We start from the raw sequence: 18,412 nt of genomic DNA, 5'->3' as shown, positions 1-18,412 counted from the left end.
GAGTGCTCCGGGTGCTGTCGCCGTCGTCGGCGAGGGCGTCCTGCTGGTCGGCCGCGGCATCGTTGCCGTCGGGGTGGTGGGGAGAATCGTCGTTGTGGCCGGCGTCGTCGCCGTCGTGGTCGGGCGCGTCGGAAACGTCCTGGTCGATCGTGCCCGCGTCCTGCGTGTCGGCAGCGTCCACGCCCGCGTCGTCGGTCGACGCAGCGGGGTCCTGGCTGTCGGTGTGGTCGAGCGCGGCCGGGTCGCCGGAGGTGTCGCCGTCGACGGTTTCGGCATCGTTGGCGGCGAGATCCTGGCCGCTGGCGCGATCGCCCCCGGCGGCATCGTCATCGCCGGGCGCATCCGCATCCGCGGCGGCGATCCCGCCGACGGCGCGTTCGCCCTCGAACTCGAGCTGCGGCTCCAGCTCGCCGAAGTCCTTCAACTCGGACAGTGGCGGCAGCTCGTCCAGGCGCTTGAGGCCGAAGTAGTCGAGGAAGGCCTTGGTGGTGCCTAGCAGTTCGGGGCGGCCGGGCATGTCGCGGTGGCCCACCACGCGGATCCACTCGCGCTCTTCCAGGGCCTTGATGATGTTGCTGTTGGTGGCCACGCCGCGCACCTGCTCGATCTCGCCGCGGGTGATGGGCTGGCGGTAGGCGATCAGCGCCAGCGTCTCGAGCGTGGCGCGGGTGTACTTGACCTGGCGCTCGGTCCACAGGCGCGCGACCCAGGCGTGCACGTCGGCCTTGACCTGGTAGCGCCATCCGGAGGCGACCTCGACCAGTTCCACGCCGCGATCCGCACTCTCGGCCTGCAGCGTCTCGAGCGCGGTCTGGATGCTGCCATCCGGCGCGGGTTCGTCGAGCGGGAACAGCGCGGACAGCTGGACGGCCGTCAGCGGCTGGCTGGAGGCCAGCAGCGCGGCCTCGACGATGCGGTTGATGAGCGGTTGATCCATCGGCAGTGCTTGCAGGTGGGAATGGGTGGATGGCGCGGGACGGATGGACGGCGGGCGGGTCGGCGGCGGTGGTGCCGGTCAGCGGCCTTCAGTTGTCCGGACGCTCCGCAGGCTCGTCGTCGAATTCGCTGGAGAACTCCAGCGGTTCGTCCGCGGCGCGGCCGAGCGCGAGCGATTTCACGTAGATCGGCGCCAGCGGAGCCTCCTGCACCACGTCGAGCAGGCGCTCCTTGGCCAGCTCGAGGATCGACAGGAAGGTGACCACCACGCCGAGCCGGCCTTCGTTCGGGTCGAACAGCCCCTCGAAGCGGTGGAAAGCGCCATCCTCCAGCCGGGTGAGCAGTTCGCCCATCCGCTGGCGAACGCTCAGCGCGTCACGCCGGATCGCGTGGCTGGTGAGCAGCTCGGCGCGCTTGAGCACGTCGTGCAGCGCCATCAGCATCTCGCGCAGTTCCACCGGCGGCGGGGTCCTGATCGCGGCCCGGTCGGGCACGAAGGCCGACACGGGCGCGGTATCGCGGTCCATGCGGGGCAGGGCGTCCATGTCCTCGGCCGCCTGCTTGAAGCGCTCGTACTCCTGCAGGCGCCGCACCAGGTCCGCGCGCGGGTCGTCCTCCTCGCCGTCCTCGCTGGCCGGCCGCGGCAGCAGCATCCGCGACTTGATCTCGGCCAGGATCGCGGCCATCACCAGGTACTCGGCGGCCAGTTCGAAACGCAGCTCCTGCATCACCCCGATGTAGTCGACGTACTGGCGGGTGATCTCCGCAACGGGGATGTCGAGGATGTCCAGGTTCTGGCGGCGGATCAGGTACAGCAGCAGGTCGAGCGGGCCCTCGAACGCCTCGAGGATCACCTCCAGCGCGTCCGGCGGGATGTACAGATCCTGCGGGATCTGCAGCACCGGCTGGCCATGCACCACCGCCAGCGGCATTTCCTGCTGCTGCGGATGGGCGTGCGCCTGCGCGGCGTTGTCCTGGGCGGGTTGGCTCATTCGAGGTGCGGCCCCTCCGGGCCGTCTTGCGTGTGTGGTGCCAGCGCCGCGGGCGGCCAAGGGCTGGGCGTGCGGACGCGCATCCCCGGCATGCACGGGTCCGGAACATCAGCACTGGTCAAAGCGTCTTGCGACCGGCCGCCACGTGCGGGCCACGCCGGAAGCCGGCAGGAAACCGCGAAGGGGGCGTCGGATCTGGCCGAAGGGCCGCGACTGTGCGTCCTTGAGCGACGTGAGCGGCGTTCGGCTGCGAAACCTGTTCCCTAGGGTAAGCGCAGGGCCGGCGGGCTGTCCAGCGATCGCGACGGCTAGAATCGTGTCCGGTCAGTCTGGAGCACGGGCATGTGGTATGCGATCGAGGGATACGACGGCGAATCGGTACTGGACCGCCGCATGGCGGCGCGTGCCCGTCATCTGGCCCGCCTGACCGCGCTTCGCGACGCCGGCCGGCTGCTGCTGGCGGGCCCGTGCCCGGCGATCGACGCCGACGATCCCGGGCCGGCGGGCTATAGCGGCAGCATCGTGATCGCGGAGTTCGAATCGCTGGAGGCCGCGCGCGCCTGGGCCGACGCGGACCCCTATGTGGAGGCGGGGGTCTATGCGCGGGTGGACGTCCGTCCCTTCCGCCCGGTGCTGCCGCAGCCGGCGATCTAGGTCGCCGCCATGTTGCGGCGTGCCATGCATGGCGGGTTGGAAGCGTTTACATTCGGTGCTCCCCCGCTGTCTGCTTCCTCATGATCCGCTCTTGTTCCCCCAATCGGCGCCTGGCGCCGGCCCTCACGGGCCTGCTGGCTGCGACGCTGCTGGCCCCCGTCGCCTGGTCGGCGCCCCCGCCGCCCCGTACGTCGGCAGGCAGCCCCGAGGCCGAGCGGGCCTATGTCGATGCGCTGATGGCGCGGATGACCCTGGCCGAGAAGCTGGGCCAGCTCAACCAGCCCCCGGGCGTGGGCAACAACACCGGCCCGGCGGCGATGGCCGGCAGCGAGGACCAGGTGCGCGAGGGCCAGATCGGCTCCTGGCTCGGTACCCAGGGTGCCGCGCTGACCTGCCGGCTGCAGAAGATCGCGGTGGAGGAGTCGCGGCTGGGCATTCCGCTGCTGTTCGCCTACGACGTGATCCACGGGATGCGCACCATCTTCCCGGTGCCGTTGGGCGAGGCTTCGAGCTTCGACCCTGATGGCGCGCGCGAGGCGGCGCGGATCGCCGCGGTGGAGGCCACCGCCCACGGCGTGCACTGGACCTATGCGCCGATGGTCGACGTGGCGCGCGACCCGCGCTGGGGCCGCATTGTCGAGGGCGCGGGCGAAGATCCCTATCTCAATGCGGTGTTCGCCGCGGCCAAGGTGCGCGGTTTCCAGGGCGAGGACCTCGCCGCACCCGACACCATGCTCGCCACCGCCAAGCATTTCGTGGCCTATGGTGCTGCGCAGGGCGGGCGCGATTACGACGTGGCCGACATCTCCGAGCGCACCCTCCACGAGGTCTACCTGCCGCCGTTCAAGGCGGCCGTGGACGCCGGCGCGCAGTCGATCATGGCCTCGTTCAACGAGGTGGGCGGGATCCCGATGCACGCGCATGGGCCGCTGATCCAGGACCTGCTGCGCGGACAGTGGGGCTGGGACGGCCTGCTGGTGAGCGACTACACCGGGGTGATGGAACTGATGCCGCACGGCATCGCCGCCGACCGCGAGGCCGCGGGCGCCGCCGGTCTGCGCGCTGGCGTGGATGTGGACATGGTCAGCGCGATCTACCTCCAGGACCTGCCGGCCGCGGTCGAGGCCGGCCGGGTGCAGCTGGCCGAAGTCGACGCTTCGGTGCGACGGGTGCTCAACGCCAAGTTCCGGCTGGGGCTGTTCGAGGATCCTTACCGCTACTGCAAGGACGCCGGACGCCAGCAGGCGATGACGCTCACCCCCGCGCATCGTGCCGCCGCGCGCCGGGCGGCGCAGAAGTCCATGGTGCTGCTGGAGAACGAGGGCGAGGTGCTGCCGCTGTCGAAGTCGCTGGGCACGCTGGCGGTGATCGGCCCGCTGGCGGACGAGCCCTGGGGCATGCTCGGCAACTGGGTCGGCATCGGACGCCCTGAGGATGCGGTCACGCCGCTGGCGGCGCTGCGCGAGGCGCTGGGCGACGGAACCCGGCTGGTCGTGGCCAAGGGCAGCGACATCGAGGGCGACGACACCTCGGGCTTCGACGAGGCGGTGCGCGCCGCGCGCCAGGCCGACGCGGTGCTGATGTTCCTCGGCGAGCATCCCGAGATGAGCGCGGAGGCCAACAACCGCACCTCCCTCGACCTGCCCGGCGTCCAGGAACAGCTCGCGCTGGCGGTGGCCGCGACCGGCAAGCCGGTGGTCGCGGTGCTGCTCAACGGCCGGCCGCTGTCGATCGGCGCCTTGCAGGGCAAGGTGCCGGCGATCCTGGAAGCCTGGTTCCCCGGCGTGGAGGGCGGCAACGCCATCGTCGACCTGCTGTTCGGCGACGAGGCCCCGTCGGGCAAGCTGCCGGTCACCGTGCCGCGCAACGTCGGCCAGGTGCCGATCTACCACGCGCATCGCAACACCGGCCGCCCCCCGGCGAAGGACAACAAGTTCACCAGCAAGTACATCGATGTGGACTGGACGCCGCTGTATCCGTTCGGCCACGGCCTGTCCTACACCACGTTCGAGTACGGTCAGCCCCAGGTCGGCCGCGCACAGGTGTCGGCGGCCGATCCGCGCCAGCAGGTGCGCGTACGCGTGACCAATACCGGCAAGCGCGCCGGCACCGAGGTGGTGCAGCTGTACCTGCGCGACGACGTGGCCAGCGTGACCCGCCCGGTGCGCGAGCTGCGCGGCTTCCAGCGGGTGGAACTGCAGCCAGGCGAGTCGCGCGAGGTCGCGTTCGAGCTAGGCAGCGAAGACATGGCGCTGTACGACGCGCGGATGCGGCGGGTGGTCGAGCCGGGCGGCTTCACCGTCTTCGTCGGCGGCAGTTCGGAGGCGACGCAGTCGGCGCGCTTCGAGGTGGTGGACCGGTGAGAAGGGCCGGGCCCCCGATCAGGCGCACCGGCTCCCGGTCGGGGCGTTTCGCGGTCCGCCACAAGCCTGTGCATGCGAGGGGGAAACCTGGGTGAGCATCACGATCAAGGACGTGGCCCGGCAGGCGAACGTGTCGGTGGCCACCGTGTCCCGGGCCTTGAACGGCCATCCCAACGTCGCCGCGGACGTGCGCCAGCGCATCCTTGCCGTGGCCGAGCAGCTGCGCTACAGCCCGCACCACGCGGCGCGCAGCCTCAGCAGCCGGCGCACCCAGACCATCGGCGTGGTGCTGCCCGACCTGTACGGCGAATTCTTCTCCGAACTGATGCGGGGCATCGACCAGGTCGCGCGCGAGCGCGGGCTGCACCTGCTGGTGTCGAGCTACCACGGCAATCCGCGCGAGCAGGGCGCGGCACTGCGCACCATGCGCGGACGCGTGGACGGGCTGTTGCTGATGTCTCCCTTCGTCGACGGCGCCGAAGCGCTGGCCGCCGAACTGCCGCCGATGCCGGTGGTGCTGATGAACCCTGCGCTGGCAGTGGACGGGCAGGCAGCGGTGGGGGTGGACAACTACGGTGGCGCGATGGCGATGGTGCGCCACCTCGTCGAATGCGGCCACAGGCGGATCGCGTTCATCGCCGGACCCGAAGACAACTTCGATGCCCGGGAGCGCCTGCGCGGCTATCGGGACGCGCTGACGCAGTTCGTGCCCGAGGCCGAGGCCCGGGTGCTGCCGGGCGACTTCGACGAAGCTTCGGGGCACCGCGCAGGGCAGTCGCTGCTCGATGGGGAAGGGCTTCCGGACGCGATATTCACCGCCAACGACATGATGGCGCTCGGCTGCCTGTTCGCGCTCAACCAGGGCGGGCTGCGGGTGCCGGACGACATCGCGCTGGCCGGCTTCGACGACATACCGCTTTCGCGCTACGTACACCCACCCTTAACGACCATGCGCGTCGAGATCGCCGAGCTCGGCGCACGCGCCATCCACCGACTGCTCGATATCGCGCAGGAGGCGGCGGAACCGGAACCGCTCCAGCAACTGCTGGAACCGCGACTGGTGATCCGCCGGTCGAGCCAGGCGTCCGCACACGGCGGATGAGGTGACGCCCCGACACCCGTCCGCTACAGAGTCGAAAAGCGATGCGTCGCTCGTCGCCGCGTCGATCCCCCGCTCAACGACGACAGGACCGCCCTGGGAGGGCAACAAGATGAATCCGAAGTCCCGCTCCGCGTCGCGCAGGCTTGAGCGCAGCCTGCTCAGCTGCGCATTGGCTGGCTGCATGCTGCTGTCGGCGCCCGCGTTGGCCCAGTCCACCGCCGCCACCATCCGCGGCCAGGTGATGGTCGACTCCACGCCCGCCGCGCAGGCGCAGGTAACCGCCACCAACCTCGCCACCGGCCTCACCCGCGGCGTGCAGACCGGCGCCAACGGCAGCTACAACCTCGCGGGCCTGCCCCCGGGAACCTACCGCATCCAGGTCGAGGCCAATGGCCAGGCCAGCTCGCAGAACGTGACCGTGGCTGTCGGCCAGACCGCCACCCTCAACCTCGGCGTCGGCGGCGTGGCCGAAACCGGGCCGACCGGCGAAGCGACCGACCTCGATGCGGTGGTGGTGACCGGGCAGTCGCTGGTGGAGACCAAGACCTCGGAGATCGCGACCTATGTCTCGCAGCGGCAGATCGAATCGCTGCCGCAGGCCTCGCGCAACTTCCTCGCATTCGCCGACATCGTGCCCGGCGTGACCTTCAGCACCGGCGCGGAGGGCTCGACCTCGCTGCGCAGCGGGCCGCAGCTCTCGAGCGGCATCAACGTGTTCATCGACGGCGTCGGGCAGAAGGACTACGTGCTCAAGGGCGGCATCACCGGCCAGGACTCGAGCCGTGGCAACCCGTTCCCGCAGCTCGGCATCTCCGAGTACAAGGTGATCACCTCCAACTACAAGGCCGAGTACGACCAGCTCAGCAGCGCCGGCATCACCGCCGTCACGCGTTCGGGCACCAACGATTTCAGCGGCGAGTTCTTCTGGGACCGCACCGGCGACGACTGGCGCAAGGCGACGCCGGCGGAGGAGGCCGGCAGCGGCAAGGTGCGTTCGAAGGAAGAGCAGTACGGGATCGCGTTCGGCGGGCCCATCGTGCGCGACCTGCTGCATTTCTTCGTGACCTACGAGGCCAAGGAGTACAACTCTCCCCGTACCATCACCCCAGGGCGCCAGTTTGCGGTCGAGGACCTGCCGCCAGCCTTCCAGGCCGCCGCGCGGGAGGCGGTGGCGGTGCCGTTCCAGGAGGATCTGTACTTCGGCAAGCTCAGCTGGACGCCGGGCGAGGCCCACCTGGTGGAACTCACCTTCAAGCGGCGCGACGAGGAAGAGGTGACCAATGTCGGCAACGGCCCCAACCTCGCCGAGCGCGCCACCCTGAAGGCCGGCGAGGAGACGCGCGCCGACCTGCGCTACCAGTTCAGCTCGGCCAACTGGCTCAATGACGCCCATCTCACCTACGAGGACGCCAATTTCGCGCCGCGGCCAGCGCTGATCGCCAATGGCATCGAACTCTACGTTCCGCGCCGGGGCGAGGAGACCCTGGAGAATCCGGACATGGAGCTCGTGCTCCGCGGAGGGGGCGGTGCCGACTACCAGAGCAAAGGGCAGAAGGGCTATTCGTTCCAGAACGACCTGACCTTCTTCGGCTGGGAGGGACACACCATCAAGATGGGCGTGAAGTACAAGAAGATCGACATCACCGCCTTCGAGCAGACGCCGTACAGCCCGCAGTTCCGCTACGACGTCGCCCAGGGTGCGTTGGTGCCTTACTTCGTCGAATTCACCGCGCCAGGCAACGGCAACCCCACGACGGTGGAGTCGGATGCGACCCAGGTCGGGCTTTATATCCAGGACGACTGGGAAGTCACCGATCGCCTGACGCTCAATCTCGGTATCCGCTGGGATTACGAGGAGAACCCCAGCTACGAGGAGCACGTCACTCCCGAGACCCTGTCCAGCCGGTTGCGCGCGTACGCGGCCGCGCGTCCGAACATGGACTACGACATCGAGAACTACATCAGCAACGGCAGCAACCGCGATTCGTTCAAGGATGGCTTCGCGCCACGCCTCGGCTTTTCCTACGACCTGACCGGCGACCAGCGCCACGTGCTGTTCGGCGGCGCCGGCCGCTCCTACAATCGCAACCAGTTCGATTACCTGTCCTACGAGCAGTACCGGCTGGCCTTCCAGCGCTACCAGTACAACTTCAATACGCCGGGCCACGACTGCACGGACCCGGAACGCCCGCGTACGCCCTGCATCGCCTGGGATCCGGCCTACCTGACTCCGGGTGTGCTCGAGTCGCTCGTCGTGCCGGGGACCAACTTCGGCGCCGAGGTCTTCCTGCTCAACAACGACCTCAAGACACCGTACTCCGACCAGTTCAGCCTGGGCATCCGCAATGCGTTCGGCATGCTGGGCTACGACTGGAATTCGTCGGTCACGCTGCAGCACATCCTCAGCCACGACGGCATCCTGTTCACGGTCGGCAACCGGCGCGAGGACGGCAGCTTCTACCCACCCGGCGTGGTGTTCGGCAGCGCGCCGGACGCGGACCTGCCGGGTTACAACCGCTTTTTCCGCGGCGACAACGGCGTCGAGACGCGGCTCAATTCGGTGCTGATCTCGCTGGACAAGGCGTATACCCAGGACTCGCCCTGGGCCACCGGCCTGGCCTACACCTACAGCGATGCCAAGGAGAACCGCCAGAACTCGGACCTGCTGACCTTCGACTATCCGGATCTGGAGAACGTCGCGTTCATGCATTCGGCGGGAATCCCCCGGCACAAGGTGGTGTTGACCGGCATCGGCGACTTCCTGGGCCTCACCCTCTCGGGCAAGGTCACCTGGACCAGCCCGCCTGGCAACAACGGCCTGGCCTGCTTCGAGGGATTCGATCCCGGCGCCTGCAGTGTCGTGGGCCGCTTCGAGACCTACTATTTTGACGAGCAGGACTTCTTCCAGCTCGACCTGGCCGCGCAGAAGGAGTGGGATACCGGCGGGGGGATCCGTTTCCGCGTGCGGGGCGATATCCTCAACGTGACCAACGAGCGCAACTACGCCGACTTCGGCAACTTCCGCGGCGTCAATCAGGTCCAGGATCCGAACTTCGGCCAGCGCACGGGCCTGGGCATCACCGGCCCGACGCGGACGTTCAAGCTGACCATGGGCTTCAGCTGGTAAGCAACCGATGGGCCGGCTGCCCGCGCGCAGCCGGCCTTTTTTTCACTTGCGAAGAAATCGTTTCCAGTAATTCCCACTCAAGATGCCTAGCCCTGCGTTTCCTCGATTCCTTCCACTGCTGGCGCTGATGCTGGCGCTTGCGGCCTGCCAGCGCGATGCGCCGCCCCCGGCCGAGCCCGCGGTGGCACCGCCCAAGCCAGGCCCCATTCCGCAGATCGTGCTGCCCGAACCGGATCCGCAGGCGGAGGAGCCACCGGGCCCGCCGGAGCTGCCGCCCCTGTTCCGCGACATCGAGCGACGCACCTTCCAGTTCTTCTGGGACACCACCAACGAGGTCAACGGGCTCACGCCCGACCGCTTTCCGTCGCGGCCGTTCGCCAGCATCGCCTCGGTCGGCTTCTCGCTGACGGCGTATCCAATCGGCATCGAGAACGGCTGGGTCAGCCGTACCCAGGCGGTCGACCGCACCCTGGTGACGCTGCAGTTCCTCGATGGTGCGCGGATGGGGCCGCAGGCCACCGGCCGCAGCGGCCACAAGGGGTTTTTCTACCACTTCCTCGACATGCAGAGCGGGGCGCGCTACGAGTCCTGGGTGGAGCTGTCGAGCGTGGACACGGCGCTGCTGATCATGGGCGTGCTGTTCGCGCAGTCCTACTACGACGGCGACGATGCGCGCGAGGTGGAGATCCGCGAGCTGGCCGACCGCATCTACCGGCGGGTGGAGTGGCCCTGGCTGCAGCAGCGGCCGCCGCTGATCTCGATGGGCTGGTATCCCGAGCGCGGATTCATCAGCCACGACTGGCGCGGCTACAACGAGGCGATGCTGGTCTACATCCTGGCACTGGGTTCACCCACCCATCCTGTCGAGCCGGAAGCCTGGGAGGCGTGGACGCGCACCTACGAACGCGACTGGGGCGTGTTCCAGGGGCAGGAGTACCTGAGCTTCGGCCCGCACTTCGGACACCAGTATTCGCACGTGTGGATCGATTTCCGCGGGATCCGCGACGAGTACATGAAGAATCGCGGCATCGACTATTTCGAGAACAGCCGCCGCGCGACCTATGCCCAGCGCGCCTACGCCATCGAGAACCCGATGGGCTGGGAGGACTACGGCCAGAACATCTGGGGCCTGACCGCGAGCGACGGGCCGCAGCGCACCACACAGCAGTTCAGGGACGAGCAGCGCGAGTTCCGCCACTACAGTGCGCGCGGCGCGGGCCTGTCGGACCATTTCGACGACGGCACGATCGCGCCCACGGCGGCGATCGCGTCGATCGCGTTCGCACCGGAGATCGTGATCCCCGCCACCGAGGAACTGTACGAGCGCTACGGCGAGTACCTCTACTCCAGTTACGGCTTCCTCGACGCGGTGAACCCGAGCTTCAAGTACGACGTGCCGCTCAAGACCGGGCGCCTGATCCCCGGCCGCGGCTGGGTGGCCAGCGACTACATCGGCATCGACCAGGGGCCGATCCTCACGATGATCGCCAATTACCGCAACGATTTCGTGTGGAAGGTGATGCGCGGCAATCCCTATATCCGCAAGGGGCTGGAGCGCGCGGGCTTCACCGGCGGCTGGCTGGCGCCGCCCGGGGCGCCCACCACCTCGGGCGAACCGGATCCCGAGGCGGCCGCCGCCAGCGACATCGGCATGGCGCAGTCGCGCGACCGCGACGAGGAGAAGCCGCCGGCCGAGCCGCGTGCATCGGATCCGCCGCCGCAATAGCGTGTCTGCCACAATGGGGGGCGATGCCGGCGGGCGACCGCGCCCGCCGCGTCGCCGTGCCCGGGACGGGATCTGGATGTCGATGCGATCGCGCTGGCCAATGCTGATCGCGCCGCTGCTGGCGCTGCTGCTCGCTGCCTGCGCCAGCGAGAACGACGCGACCACGGTGCGGTTCTGGGCCATGGGCCGGGAGGCCGAGGTGGTGGCGGAACTGCTGCGCGAGTTCGAGCGCGAGCATCCGGGCATCCGTGTCGAGCTTCAGCAGATCCCCTGGACGGCCGCGCACGAGAAGCTGCTGACCGCGTTCGCCGCGGACGGGCTGCCGGACGTTTGCCAGCTCGGCAATACCTGGATCGCCGAGTTCGCCACCCTCGACGCGCTCGAGCCGGTGCAGGGCAGGGTGGACGATTCGGCGATCATCGACGAGCGCGATTATTTTCCCGGCATCTGGGCCACGAATGTGGTCGACGGGGTGCTGCGCGGCGTGCCGTGGTACGTCGACACGCGCCTGCTGTTCTATCGCAAGGATCTGCTGGCCGAAGCGGGCATCGACGCGCTGCCGCGCACATGGGCCGAGTGGGAGCGCGCCATGGACGCGATCGTGCGCGCGGGCCCGCCCGGCCGCCACGCGGTGCTGCTGCCGCTCAACGAGTTCGAGCCGCAGCTGTCGCTGGCGCTGCAGACCGGGGATCCGCTGCTGCGCGAGGACGATGGACGCGGCAACTTCAGCGGGCCGGGCTTCCGCAAGGCACTCGCGTTCTACGCCGGAATCTTCGAGCGCGGTTGGGCACCGCGGGTATCGGAGACGCAGATCTCCAACGTCTGGGACGAGTTCTTCCGCGGCTCGTATGCGTTCTACCTGTCGGGACCGTGGAACATCCGCGAGTTCCGGCGTCGGCAACCGCCGGAACTCGCAGGTGCCTGGGGCACGATGCCGCTGCCGGGGCCCGACGGCCCGGGCGCGGGTATCGCTGGCGGCACCAGCCTGGTGCTGTTCCGCTCGTCGCCGAACAAGGACGCGGCCTGGCAACTGGTCGAGTTCCTGTCCAGGCCCGACGTGCAGCAGCGCTTCCACGCCCTGATCGGCGACCTGCCGCCCAGGCGCAGCGCCTGGGCCCACCCGGCCCTGGCCGGCGACGAACTCTCGCGGGCCTTCCGCGACCAGCTCGAGCGCGTGCGGCCCACGCCGCAGGTGCTGGAGTGGGAGCGGATCGTGCAGGAGATGCGCCTGTCCACCGAGCGCGTGGTGCGCGGCGGGCAGGCGCAGGATGTGGCGGTCCGGCAGCTGGATGCGCGCGTGGATGCGATCCTGGAGAAGCGCCGCTGGGTGCGGGCGCACGAGGCGGACCGATGAGCCGGCCGACGCCGATGGCGCCCGGCAGGCGCGGCGACGCGCACCCATGGACGGCCGGTACGCCGCGCCTGGGCCGGGAGCCTGCGCGGCCGGCGGGCAATGTGCCGGGTAGCGAGGGTCGCGGCCATCCCTGGCGCCACCTGGCAGCGGACAGGAGGCGACGCCTTCATGCGTCGTGACCTGGCCGCCTGGATCTTCGTCGCACCGGCGCTGATCGTGCTTGCCGTGTTCTTCGGGCTGCCGGTCTGCGCCGCGCTGCTGCTGAGCTTCACCGACTTCGATCTCTACGCGCTGGCCGATCCCGACCACCTGCGCCTCGTCGCATTGGACAATTATCTGGACCTGTTGCGCACGCCGATGTTCTGGAAGGCGCTGGGCAATACCGCGTACTTCGTCGCGGTCGGCGTGCCGCTGTCGATCCTGGTCTCGCTCTGCGCCGCGCTGCTGCTCAACTCGCCGCTGGCGAGGATGCGGGCCTTGTTCCGGACCGCGCTGTTCGCGCCGGTGGTGACCACCCTGGTGGCGGTGGCGGTGATCTGGCGCTACCTCTTCCACACCAGCTACGGCCTCGTGAACTGGGCACTGGGGCATTTGGGGATCGGACCGGTCGACTGGTTCGGCGATCCGCGCTGGGCCATGCCCACGATCATGCTGTTCGCGGTCTGGAAGAACTTCGGCTACAACATGGTGATCCTGCTGGCGGGGCTGCAGGCGATTCCGCAGGAGCTTTACGAGGCCGCGCGGATCGATGGCGCCTCGCGGTGGAGGCAACTGCTGCACATCACCCTGCCGCAGCTCGGGCCTGTGCTGCTGGTGGTCGGCGTGATCACGGTGTCGGGATATTTCCAGCTGTTCGCCGAGCCGTACGTGATGACCCGGGGCGACCCGCTGCAGAGTACGGTCAGCGTGCTGTACTACATGTTCGAGGAAGGCTTCAAATGGTGGAACCTGGGCCGCGCCTCGGCGGTGGCCTTCCTGCTGTTCCTGCTCATCCTCGGCGTGACCGCGATGATGCTGCGCGCGGGGCGGCGGCGGGGGCTGGTATGAGCCGGATCGGCGCGTCGCGCTGGCAGGCGCTGCAGGTCAACGGCGCGCTGCTGGCGCTGGCCGTACTCAGCGTGGCCCCGCTGCTGTGGATGCTGTCGGTCTCGCTGATGCCGCGTGGCGAGGCCAGCCATTTCCCGCCGCCGTTCCTGCCGTCGCGGGCCACGCTCGACAGCTATCGCGAACTGTTCGCCACCACCGGCATCGGCCGCAATTTCGCCAATAGCCTGCTGGTTTCGGTCGGCATCACCGTGCTGTCGCTGCTGCTCAATACGCTGGCCGGCTATGCCTTCGCCAAGCTGCGCTTTGCCGGGCGCGAGCGGATCTTCCAGTGGCTGCTGGCGGCGCTGGTGGTACCGGCGCAGGTGGCGATGCTGCCGCTGTTCCTGCTCATGAAGCAGCTCGGCCTGGTCAACAGCTACTGGGGCGTGATCGCGCCGGGCATGGCCTCGGTGTTCGGTATCTTCCTGGTGCGCCAGTACGCGCGCAGCATTCCCGATGCGCTGATCGAGGCGGCGCGCATCGACGGCGCCGGTGAGGCCCGCATCTTCTTCCGCATCGTGCTGCCGCTGCTCAAGCCGGTGCTGGTCACGCTGGCGACCTTCACCTTCATGGGCGCCTGGAACGACTTCATGTGGCCGCTGATCGTGCTCACCGACCAGTCCCGCTACACCCTCCCGGTGGGGCTCGCGGCGCTGTCGCGCGAACACATCATGGACGTGGAGCTAATGATGGCCGGGGCGGTGGTGACGGTGCTGCCGGTACTCATCCTGTTCCTGCTGCTGCAGCGCTACTACCTCCAGGGCCTGCTGCTCGGGAGCGTGAAAGGATGAGGGCGGGCGTTTGCGGGACATTCGAACGCAGCCGCGGGATCTGGGGCACTAGCGTCATCACCGAGACGGCGGGAATCCCGCGCTTCGAAGCGTCGACACGCCGGATTCGGACTTTCGCGGGAATGAGGGGGGATAAGGCCCTGCCCAGATTTCCAGCCCTCGATGTCATCCTGCCCGGTACGGAGCAATGGCAACATGCATTGGGGCTCGCCCGATGCCAGACGCTCTGGACTACGAACGACACATGAGTGACAGACCGCAACCCGTCATGGACGCACGCTCCTTCCACAGAGCGCTCCTTGCGAGCCTGTTCGCCCTGACCTGGCTCTGCTTGGCGAGCCCGCTTGCCGCGCAGCCGTCGCTGGAACCCGAACCCGCGCAGTCCCACCGGCTGCTGGATGGTTTCGACGACCTGTCGGCCTGGCGCGTGGTGGCCTCCGACCAGGTCAGCGGCAGCCTGCGTGCGGTCGCGGGCGACCAGGGCCAGGCGCTGTGCCTGGACTACGATTTCAATGGCGTATCCGGGCACGTCGGCATCCAGCGCGAGCTGGCGATGGACTACCCGGACAACTACCGGTTCTCGTTCCGGCTGCGTGGCGACTCGCCGGACAACGACCTGCAGTTCAAGCTGGTCGACGCCAGCAGCGACAACGTGTGGTGGGTGAACCGGCCGCGTTACCGGTTCCCGCGCCAGTGGAGCGAGGTGCGCTACCGGCAGCGCCATATCGCCAAGGCCTGGGGGCCCGGGTCCGATCCGGTCTTGCGCAACAGCGCCAAGGTCGAGTTCACGATCTACAACAACGCCGGCGGCCACGGCAGCGTGTGTTTCGACAGCCTGGGCTTCGAGGTCCTGCCGGCCGAGGACCGCAGCCCGCTGGTGGCCACCGCCGTGGCGACCGCGGGCGACGCAGCGCTGGCGGTGGACGGGCTGACGGCGACGGCGTGGAGCGCGGACGTGTCCCCGCTGCCGCAGCGGCTGGTGCTCGACCTGGGCCGCGCGCGTGAGTTCGGCGGGCTGCGCCTGCGATGGGAGAGCGGGCTGCATGCGTCGCGCTACCGCATCTCGCTGTCCGACGACGGGGCGGCCTGGCGTGACGTGCGCCAGGTGGAGCAGGGCGGTGGCGGCGACGACTGGATCGCGTTGCCCGAGTCCGAAGCGCGCTACATCGCCTTCGATTTCATCGACGGTCCGGGCGCCCGGTTCGTCCTGGGCGAGGTTGGCGTGCAGCCACTGTCGTTCGCCGCCTCACCGAACGACTTCGTCGTCGCGATCGCGGCGCAGTCGCGCAAGGGCCTGTTCCCGCGCGGCTTCCGCGGCGAACAGCCCTACTGGACGATCTTGGGGCTGGATGGCGGGACACAGCAGGGCCTGATCGGCGAGGATGGCGCGATCGAGGTCGCCCGCGGTGGTTTCAGCATCGAACCCTTCGTCCTGGTCGACGGCGCGCTCGCCACCTGGAGCGACGTGCGTACGCGGCAGTCGCTGCAGGAAGGCTACCTGCCCATCCCCGGCGTGCACTGGTCGCGCGAGGACCTGCAGCTGGACGTCACCGCGTTCGCGCATGGCGAGGCGGCCGACTCGCGGCTGGTAGCGCGTTACCGCCTGTCGAATCCGGGCGGCCGCGCGCGCGACTACACGCTGGCCCTTGCGGTGCGCCCGTTCCAGGTGAACCCGCCGAGCCAGTTCCTCAATACACGGGGCGGAGTGAGTCCGATCCACGGCCTGTCGATCGACGGCGGCACGGTGTCGGTGGACGGCCGGGCGCGGGTGTTCGCCAAGCAGTTGCCGAACGCGGCCTTCGCCACGCCCTTCGACGCGGGCATGGCGGTGTCGCATCTGGAAGCCAGGCGGCCGCCATCGTCCAGGAGCGTGGTGGACCCGACCGGGCTGGCCTCTGGCGCCCTGCTGTACCGCATGCGCCTGGCGCCCTGGGAAACGCGCACCATCGACATCATGGTGCCGATGACGGGCAACGCGGGCCTGGCGCGGCGCTGGTGGGACGCGGCCGAGCTGCAGAACGAAACCGCGGCGATGTGGCGCGGCAAGCTCGGCCAGGTGACGTTGCGGGTGCCACCCGAGGGCCAGGCCCTGGCCGATACGCTGCGGACGTCGCTGGCGCACATGCTCGTGTCGCGTGTCGGCCCGCGCCTGCAGCCGGGCACGCGTTCCTACTCGCGCAGCTGGATCCGCGATGGCGCGATGATTTCCGAAGGCCTGCTGCGCATGGGGCGGCCCGAGGTGGTGCGCGAGTACCTGGAGTGGTATGCGCCGTACCAGTTCGACAGCGGCAAGGTGCCGTGCTGCGTCGACGACCGCGGCAGCGATCCTGTCCCCGAGAACGACAGCCACGGCCAGCTGATCTTCAACATCGCCGAGTACTGGCGCTACACCGGCGACGACGCCTTTCTCGCACGCATGTGGCCGCATGTGGAGGGCGCCTGGCGCTACATGGAGCAGCTGCGGCTGTCCGAGCGCACCGCCGCCAACCGCCGGGTCAACCGCGCCTTCTACGGCATGATGCCGGCCTCGATCAGCCACGAGGGCTACTCGGCCAAGCCGATGCACTCGTACTGGGACAACTTCTGGGCGCTGCGCGGCTACAAGGATGCGGTGCGGATCGCGCAGGCGCTCGGACGCGAAGAAGAAGCCGGCCGCATGGCCGAATCGCGAGACCAGTTCCACGGCGACCTGATGGATTCGCTGCACGCCGCCACCCGCCTGCACGGCATCGACTTCCTGCCCGGCGCCGCCGAGCTCGGCGATTTCGACCCGACCTCGACCACGATCGCACTGGCGCCCGGCGGCGAGCAGCACCGGCTGCCGCAGGACCTGCTGCATGCAACCTTCGAACGCTACTGGCGCCACTTCTCCGGGCGCCGCGACGGCAGCCTCGACTGGAAGGACTACACGCCCTACGAATGGCGCAACGTGGGCGCACTCGTGCGGCTGGGCTGGCAGGAGCGGGCAAACGAAGCGGTGGACTACTTCTTCGCCGACCGCGCGCCGCCGGCCTGGAACCAGTGGGGCGAGGTGGTCTCGCGCACGCCGCGCAAGCCGTTCTTCCTCGGCGACCTGCCGCACGCCTGGGTGGGCTCGGACTTCGTGCGCGCGGCGTTGGACATGTTCGCCTACGCGCGCGAGCGCGACGGCAGCCAGGTGTTGGCCGCGGGCCTGCCCCCCGCATGGCTGGAGGGGGAGGGAGTCGGCATCGCGGGCCTGCGCACGGCGCATGGCCCGCTGGCCTACCGCCTGCGCCGCGACGGCGACGGCCTGCTGCTGGAGGTCGACGACACCGGGATGCGCCTGCCCGAGGGCGGCCTGGTGCTGCCCTGGCCGCTCGACGGCGCCCCGGGCGCGCTGTCGGTGGAATCGGGTGCCGCGGAGATGGACGGCGACGAACTGCGGGTCACCGCGCTGCCGGCCCGGGTGCGGATCGGAGCGCAGGACTAGCAGATGGCGCCGGTTGCGGACATCGGCGGGCGGCATCGGCAATCCACGCTTACGCCGGGCCTCGTCCGCGCACCTGCGGCGGCGCAGGCCGCGGCGTGCGCCTCCGCGGTTGGCTCGCGCTAGGCTGCAGGAAGAGGAGCGGCGCATGCCCGCACCGGTCGCGAACACCTCGTTCCCGCTGTGGCCGCTGCCGGCGGCGATCGCGCTGCTGTTCACCACCGCCGCGCACCTGGCGCTGTGGCTGTCGATCCGCGATGGCCATGTGGAGGCCTGCATCCCGGTGCTCGAGGGTTGCACCTCGATCAGCCGCGCCGCGCGCCACGGGCTGGGCAATCACGTGTTCCGGCTGCTGGTGCTGCCCTGCGCGCTGCTGGTGGGGCTGCACTGGTGGCTGGCGGCGCGCCGGCTCGGGCCTGGCTGGAGGGATGTGGGCTGGCTGGGCGGGATCGCCGCCACCGCGCTAGCGGTCTACGCGACCTTCCTCGGCAGCGACGGTGAGATCTACCGGTTCCTGCGGCGCTACGGCGTGGTGTGCTTCTTCGGTTTCGGCTATCTCGCGCAACTGCGCTTCCTGCACGGCATCGCCGCAAGCGGACAGGCCCGCCGCACCGTGCGCGCGATGCTGGCGGTTGGCGCGCTGATGCTGCTGCTGGGCCTGGCGAGCGTCGCCGCCACGGCCCTGGTCGCGGATGAAGGCTGGAAGGACCGGATCGAGAACGCGCTGGAATGGCAGCTGGGCTGGCTGCTGGCCGCGTGGTACCTGCTGCATGCGGCGCTGTGGCGCCAACTGCGGGTGCGGCTGGCGCTGGCCTGATCGACCGGTTCGCGCG

General features: G+C 69.4%; 11 protein-coding genes and 1 pseudogene. 10 read left to right on the top strand and 2 right to left on the bottom strand.

The genetic code is table 11. The features are described 5' to 3' along the window. Position 1: 1 nt before the first annotated feature. Both scpB and ACQYVW_RS02820 read right to left on the bottom strand, forming a co-directional pair. Positions 2 to 937 (bottom strand): annotated as a pseudogene (gene scpB, locus ACQYVW_RS02825) (SMC-Scp complex subunit ScpB); the annotation flags it as partial. A gap of 88 nt (positions 938 to 1,025) precedes the next feature. Then, positions 1,026 to 1,928 (bottom strand): segregation and condensation protein A, encoded by a 903-nt coding sequence (locus ACQYVW_RS02820; RefSeq protein ID WP_434934003.1) that lies wholly within the window; start codon positions 1,926 to 1,928, stop codon positions 1,026 to 1,028. Positions 1,929 to 2,270: 342 nt separating this feature from the next. Between ACQYVW_RS02820 and ACQYVW_RS02815 the strand changes: the two genes are divergently transcribed. The 10 genes from ACQYVW_RS02815 to ACQYVW_RS02770 all read left to right on the top strand — a co-directional run bounded on the left by ACQYVW_RS02815 (position 2,271) and on the right by ACQYVW_RS02770 (position 18,396). Beyond that, positions 2,271 to 2,582: a YciI family protein gene (locus ACQYVW_RS02815; protein WP_434934005.1), complete on the top strand. Its 312-nt coding sequence runs from the start codon at positions 2,271 to 2,273 to the stop codon at positions 2,580 to 2,582. Positions 2,583 to 2,662: 80 nt separating this feature from the next. Then, the gene (bglX, locus tag ACQYVW_RS02810) at positions 2,663 to 4,945 is read left to right on the top strand and encodes a beta-glucosidase BglX (protein WP_434945972.1); all 2,283 of its coding nucleotides are present in this window, start codon (positions 2,663 to 2,665) and stop codon (positions 4,943 to 4,945) included. A 91-nt stretch (positions 4,946 to 5,036) separates the two neighbouring features. Then, complete coding sequence (locus ACQYVW_RS02805; RefSeq protein WP_434934007.1) at positions 5,037 to 6,047, top strand: LacI family DNA-binding transcriptional regulator; 1,011 nt, start codon at positions 5,037 to 5,039, stop codon at positions 6,045 to 6,047. A 109-nt stretch (positions 6,048 to 6,156) separates the two neighbouring features. Continuing rightward, positions 6,157 to 9,174: a TonB-dependent receptor domain-containing protein gene (locus tag ACQYVW_RS02800; RefSeq protein WP_434934008.1), complete on the top strand. Its 3,018-nt coding sequence runs from the start codon at positions 6,157 to 6,159 to the stop codon at positions 9,172 to 9,174. 127 nt (positions 9,175 to 9,301) lie between these two features. Next, a complete protein-coding gene (locus ACQYVW_RS02795) occupies positions 9,302 to 10,900 on the top strand; it encodes a glucoamylase family protein (protein ID WP_434945971.1) in 1,599 nt (532 codons plus the stop codon). Positions 10,901 to 11,000: 100 nt separating this feature from the next. Next, positions 11,001 to 12,254, top strand: a complete 1,254-nt coding sequence (locus tag ACQYVW_RS02790) for a sugar ABC transporter substrate-binding protein (protein WP_492012002.1) — start codon at positions 11,001 to 11,003, stop codon at positions 12,252 to 12,254. A gap of 168 nt (positions 12,255 to 12,422) precedes the next feature. Then, complete coding sequence (locus tag ACQYVW_RS02785; RefSeq protein ID WP_434945969.1) at positions 12,423 to 13,301, top strand: carbohydrate ABC transporter permease; 879 nt, start codon at positions 12,423 to 12,425, stop codon at positions 13,299 to 13,301. After that, on the top strand, positions 13,298 to 14,131 hold the full coding sequence (locus ACQYVW_RS02780) for a carbohydrate ABC transporter permease (RefSeq protein ID WP_434945968.1): 834 nt from the start codon (positions 13,298 to 13,300) through the stop codon (positions 14,129 to 14,131). Before ACQYVW_RS02785 ends, ACQYVW_RS02780 begins: the two co-directional genes overlap by 4 nt. Positions 14,132 to 14,399: 268 nt before the next feature. Next, positions 14,400 to 17,582 (top strand): discoidin domain-containing protein, encoded by a 3,183-nt coding sequence (locus ACQYVW_RS02775; RefSeq protein WP_434945967.1) that lies wholly within the window; start codon positions 14,400 to 14,402, stop codon positions 17,580 to 17,582. A gap of 145 nt (positions 17,583 to 17,727) precedes the next feature. Beyond that, entirely contained in the window at positions 17,728 to 18,396 is a 669-nt protein-coding gene (locus ACQYVW_RS02770; protein ID WP_434945966.1) for a hypothetical protein, read from the top strand. The last annotated feature ends 16 nt before the right edge of the window (positions 18,397 to 18,412 follow it).

This window comes from Luteimonas campi, from assembly GCF_051162505.1.
In the GTDB taxonomy this organism is placed as follows: Bacteria; Pseudomonadota; Gammaproteobacteria; order Xanthomonadales; family Xanthomonadaceae; genus Luteimonas.
The sequence above is the reverse complement of the archived record's forward strand: the minus strand, read 5'-3'. Positions and strand labels throughout refer to the sequence as shown.

What these genes read in the sequence shown, in the direction of transcription:
- ACQYVW_RS02820 (WP_434934003.1), bottom strand. Translation starts at nt 1,928, where the DNA reads ATGAGCCAACCCGCCCAGGACAACGCCGCGCAGGCGCACGCCCATCCG.
- ACQYVW_RS02815 (WP_434934005.1), top strand. Translation starts at nt 2,271, where the DNA reads ATGTGGTATGCGATCGAGGGATACGACGGCGAATCGGTACTGGACCGC.
- bglX (WP_434945972.1), top strand. Translation starts at nt 2,663, where the DNA reads ATGATCCGCTCTTGTTCCCCCAATCGGCGCCTGGCGCCGGCCCTCACG.
- ACQYVW_RS02800 (WP_434934008.1), top strand. Translation starts at nt 6,157, where the DNA reads ATGAATCCGAAGTCCCGCTCCGCGTCGCGCAGGCTTGAGCGCAGCCTG.
- ACQYVW_RS02795 (WP_434945971.1), top strand. Translation starts at nt 9,302, where the DNA reads ATGCTGGCGCTTGCGGCCTGCCAGCGCGATGCGCCGCCCCCGGCCGAG.
- ACQYVW_RS02790 (WP_492012002.1), top strand. Translation starts at nt 11,001, where the DNA reads ATGCTGATCGCGCCGCTGCTGGCGCTGCTGCTCGCTGCCTGCGCCAGC.
- ACQYVW_RS02785 (WP_434945969.1), top strand. Translation starts at nt 12,423, where the DNA reads ATGCGTCGTGACCTGGCCGCCTGGATCTTCGTCGCACCGGCGCTGATC.
- ACQYVW_RS02780 (WP_434945968.1), top strand. Translation starts at nt 13,298, where the DNA reads ATGAGCCGGATCGGCGCGTCGCGCTGGCAGGCGCTGCAGGTCAACGGC.
- ACQYVW_RS02775 (WP_434945967.1), top strand. Translation starts at nt 14,400, where the DNA reads ATGGACGCACGCTCCTTCCACAGAGCGCTCCTTGCGAGCCTGTTCGCC.
- ACQYVW_RS02770 (WP_434945966.1), top strand. Translation starts at nt 17,728, where the DNA reads ATGCCCGCACCGGTCGCGAACACCTCGTTCCCGCTGTGGCCGCTGCCG.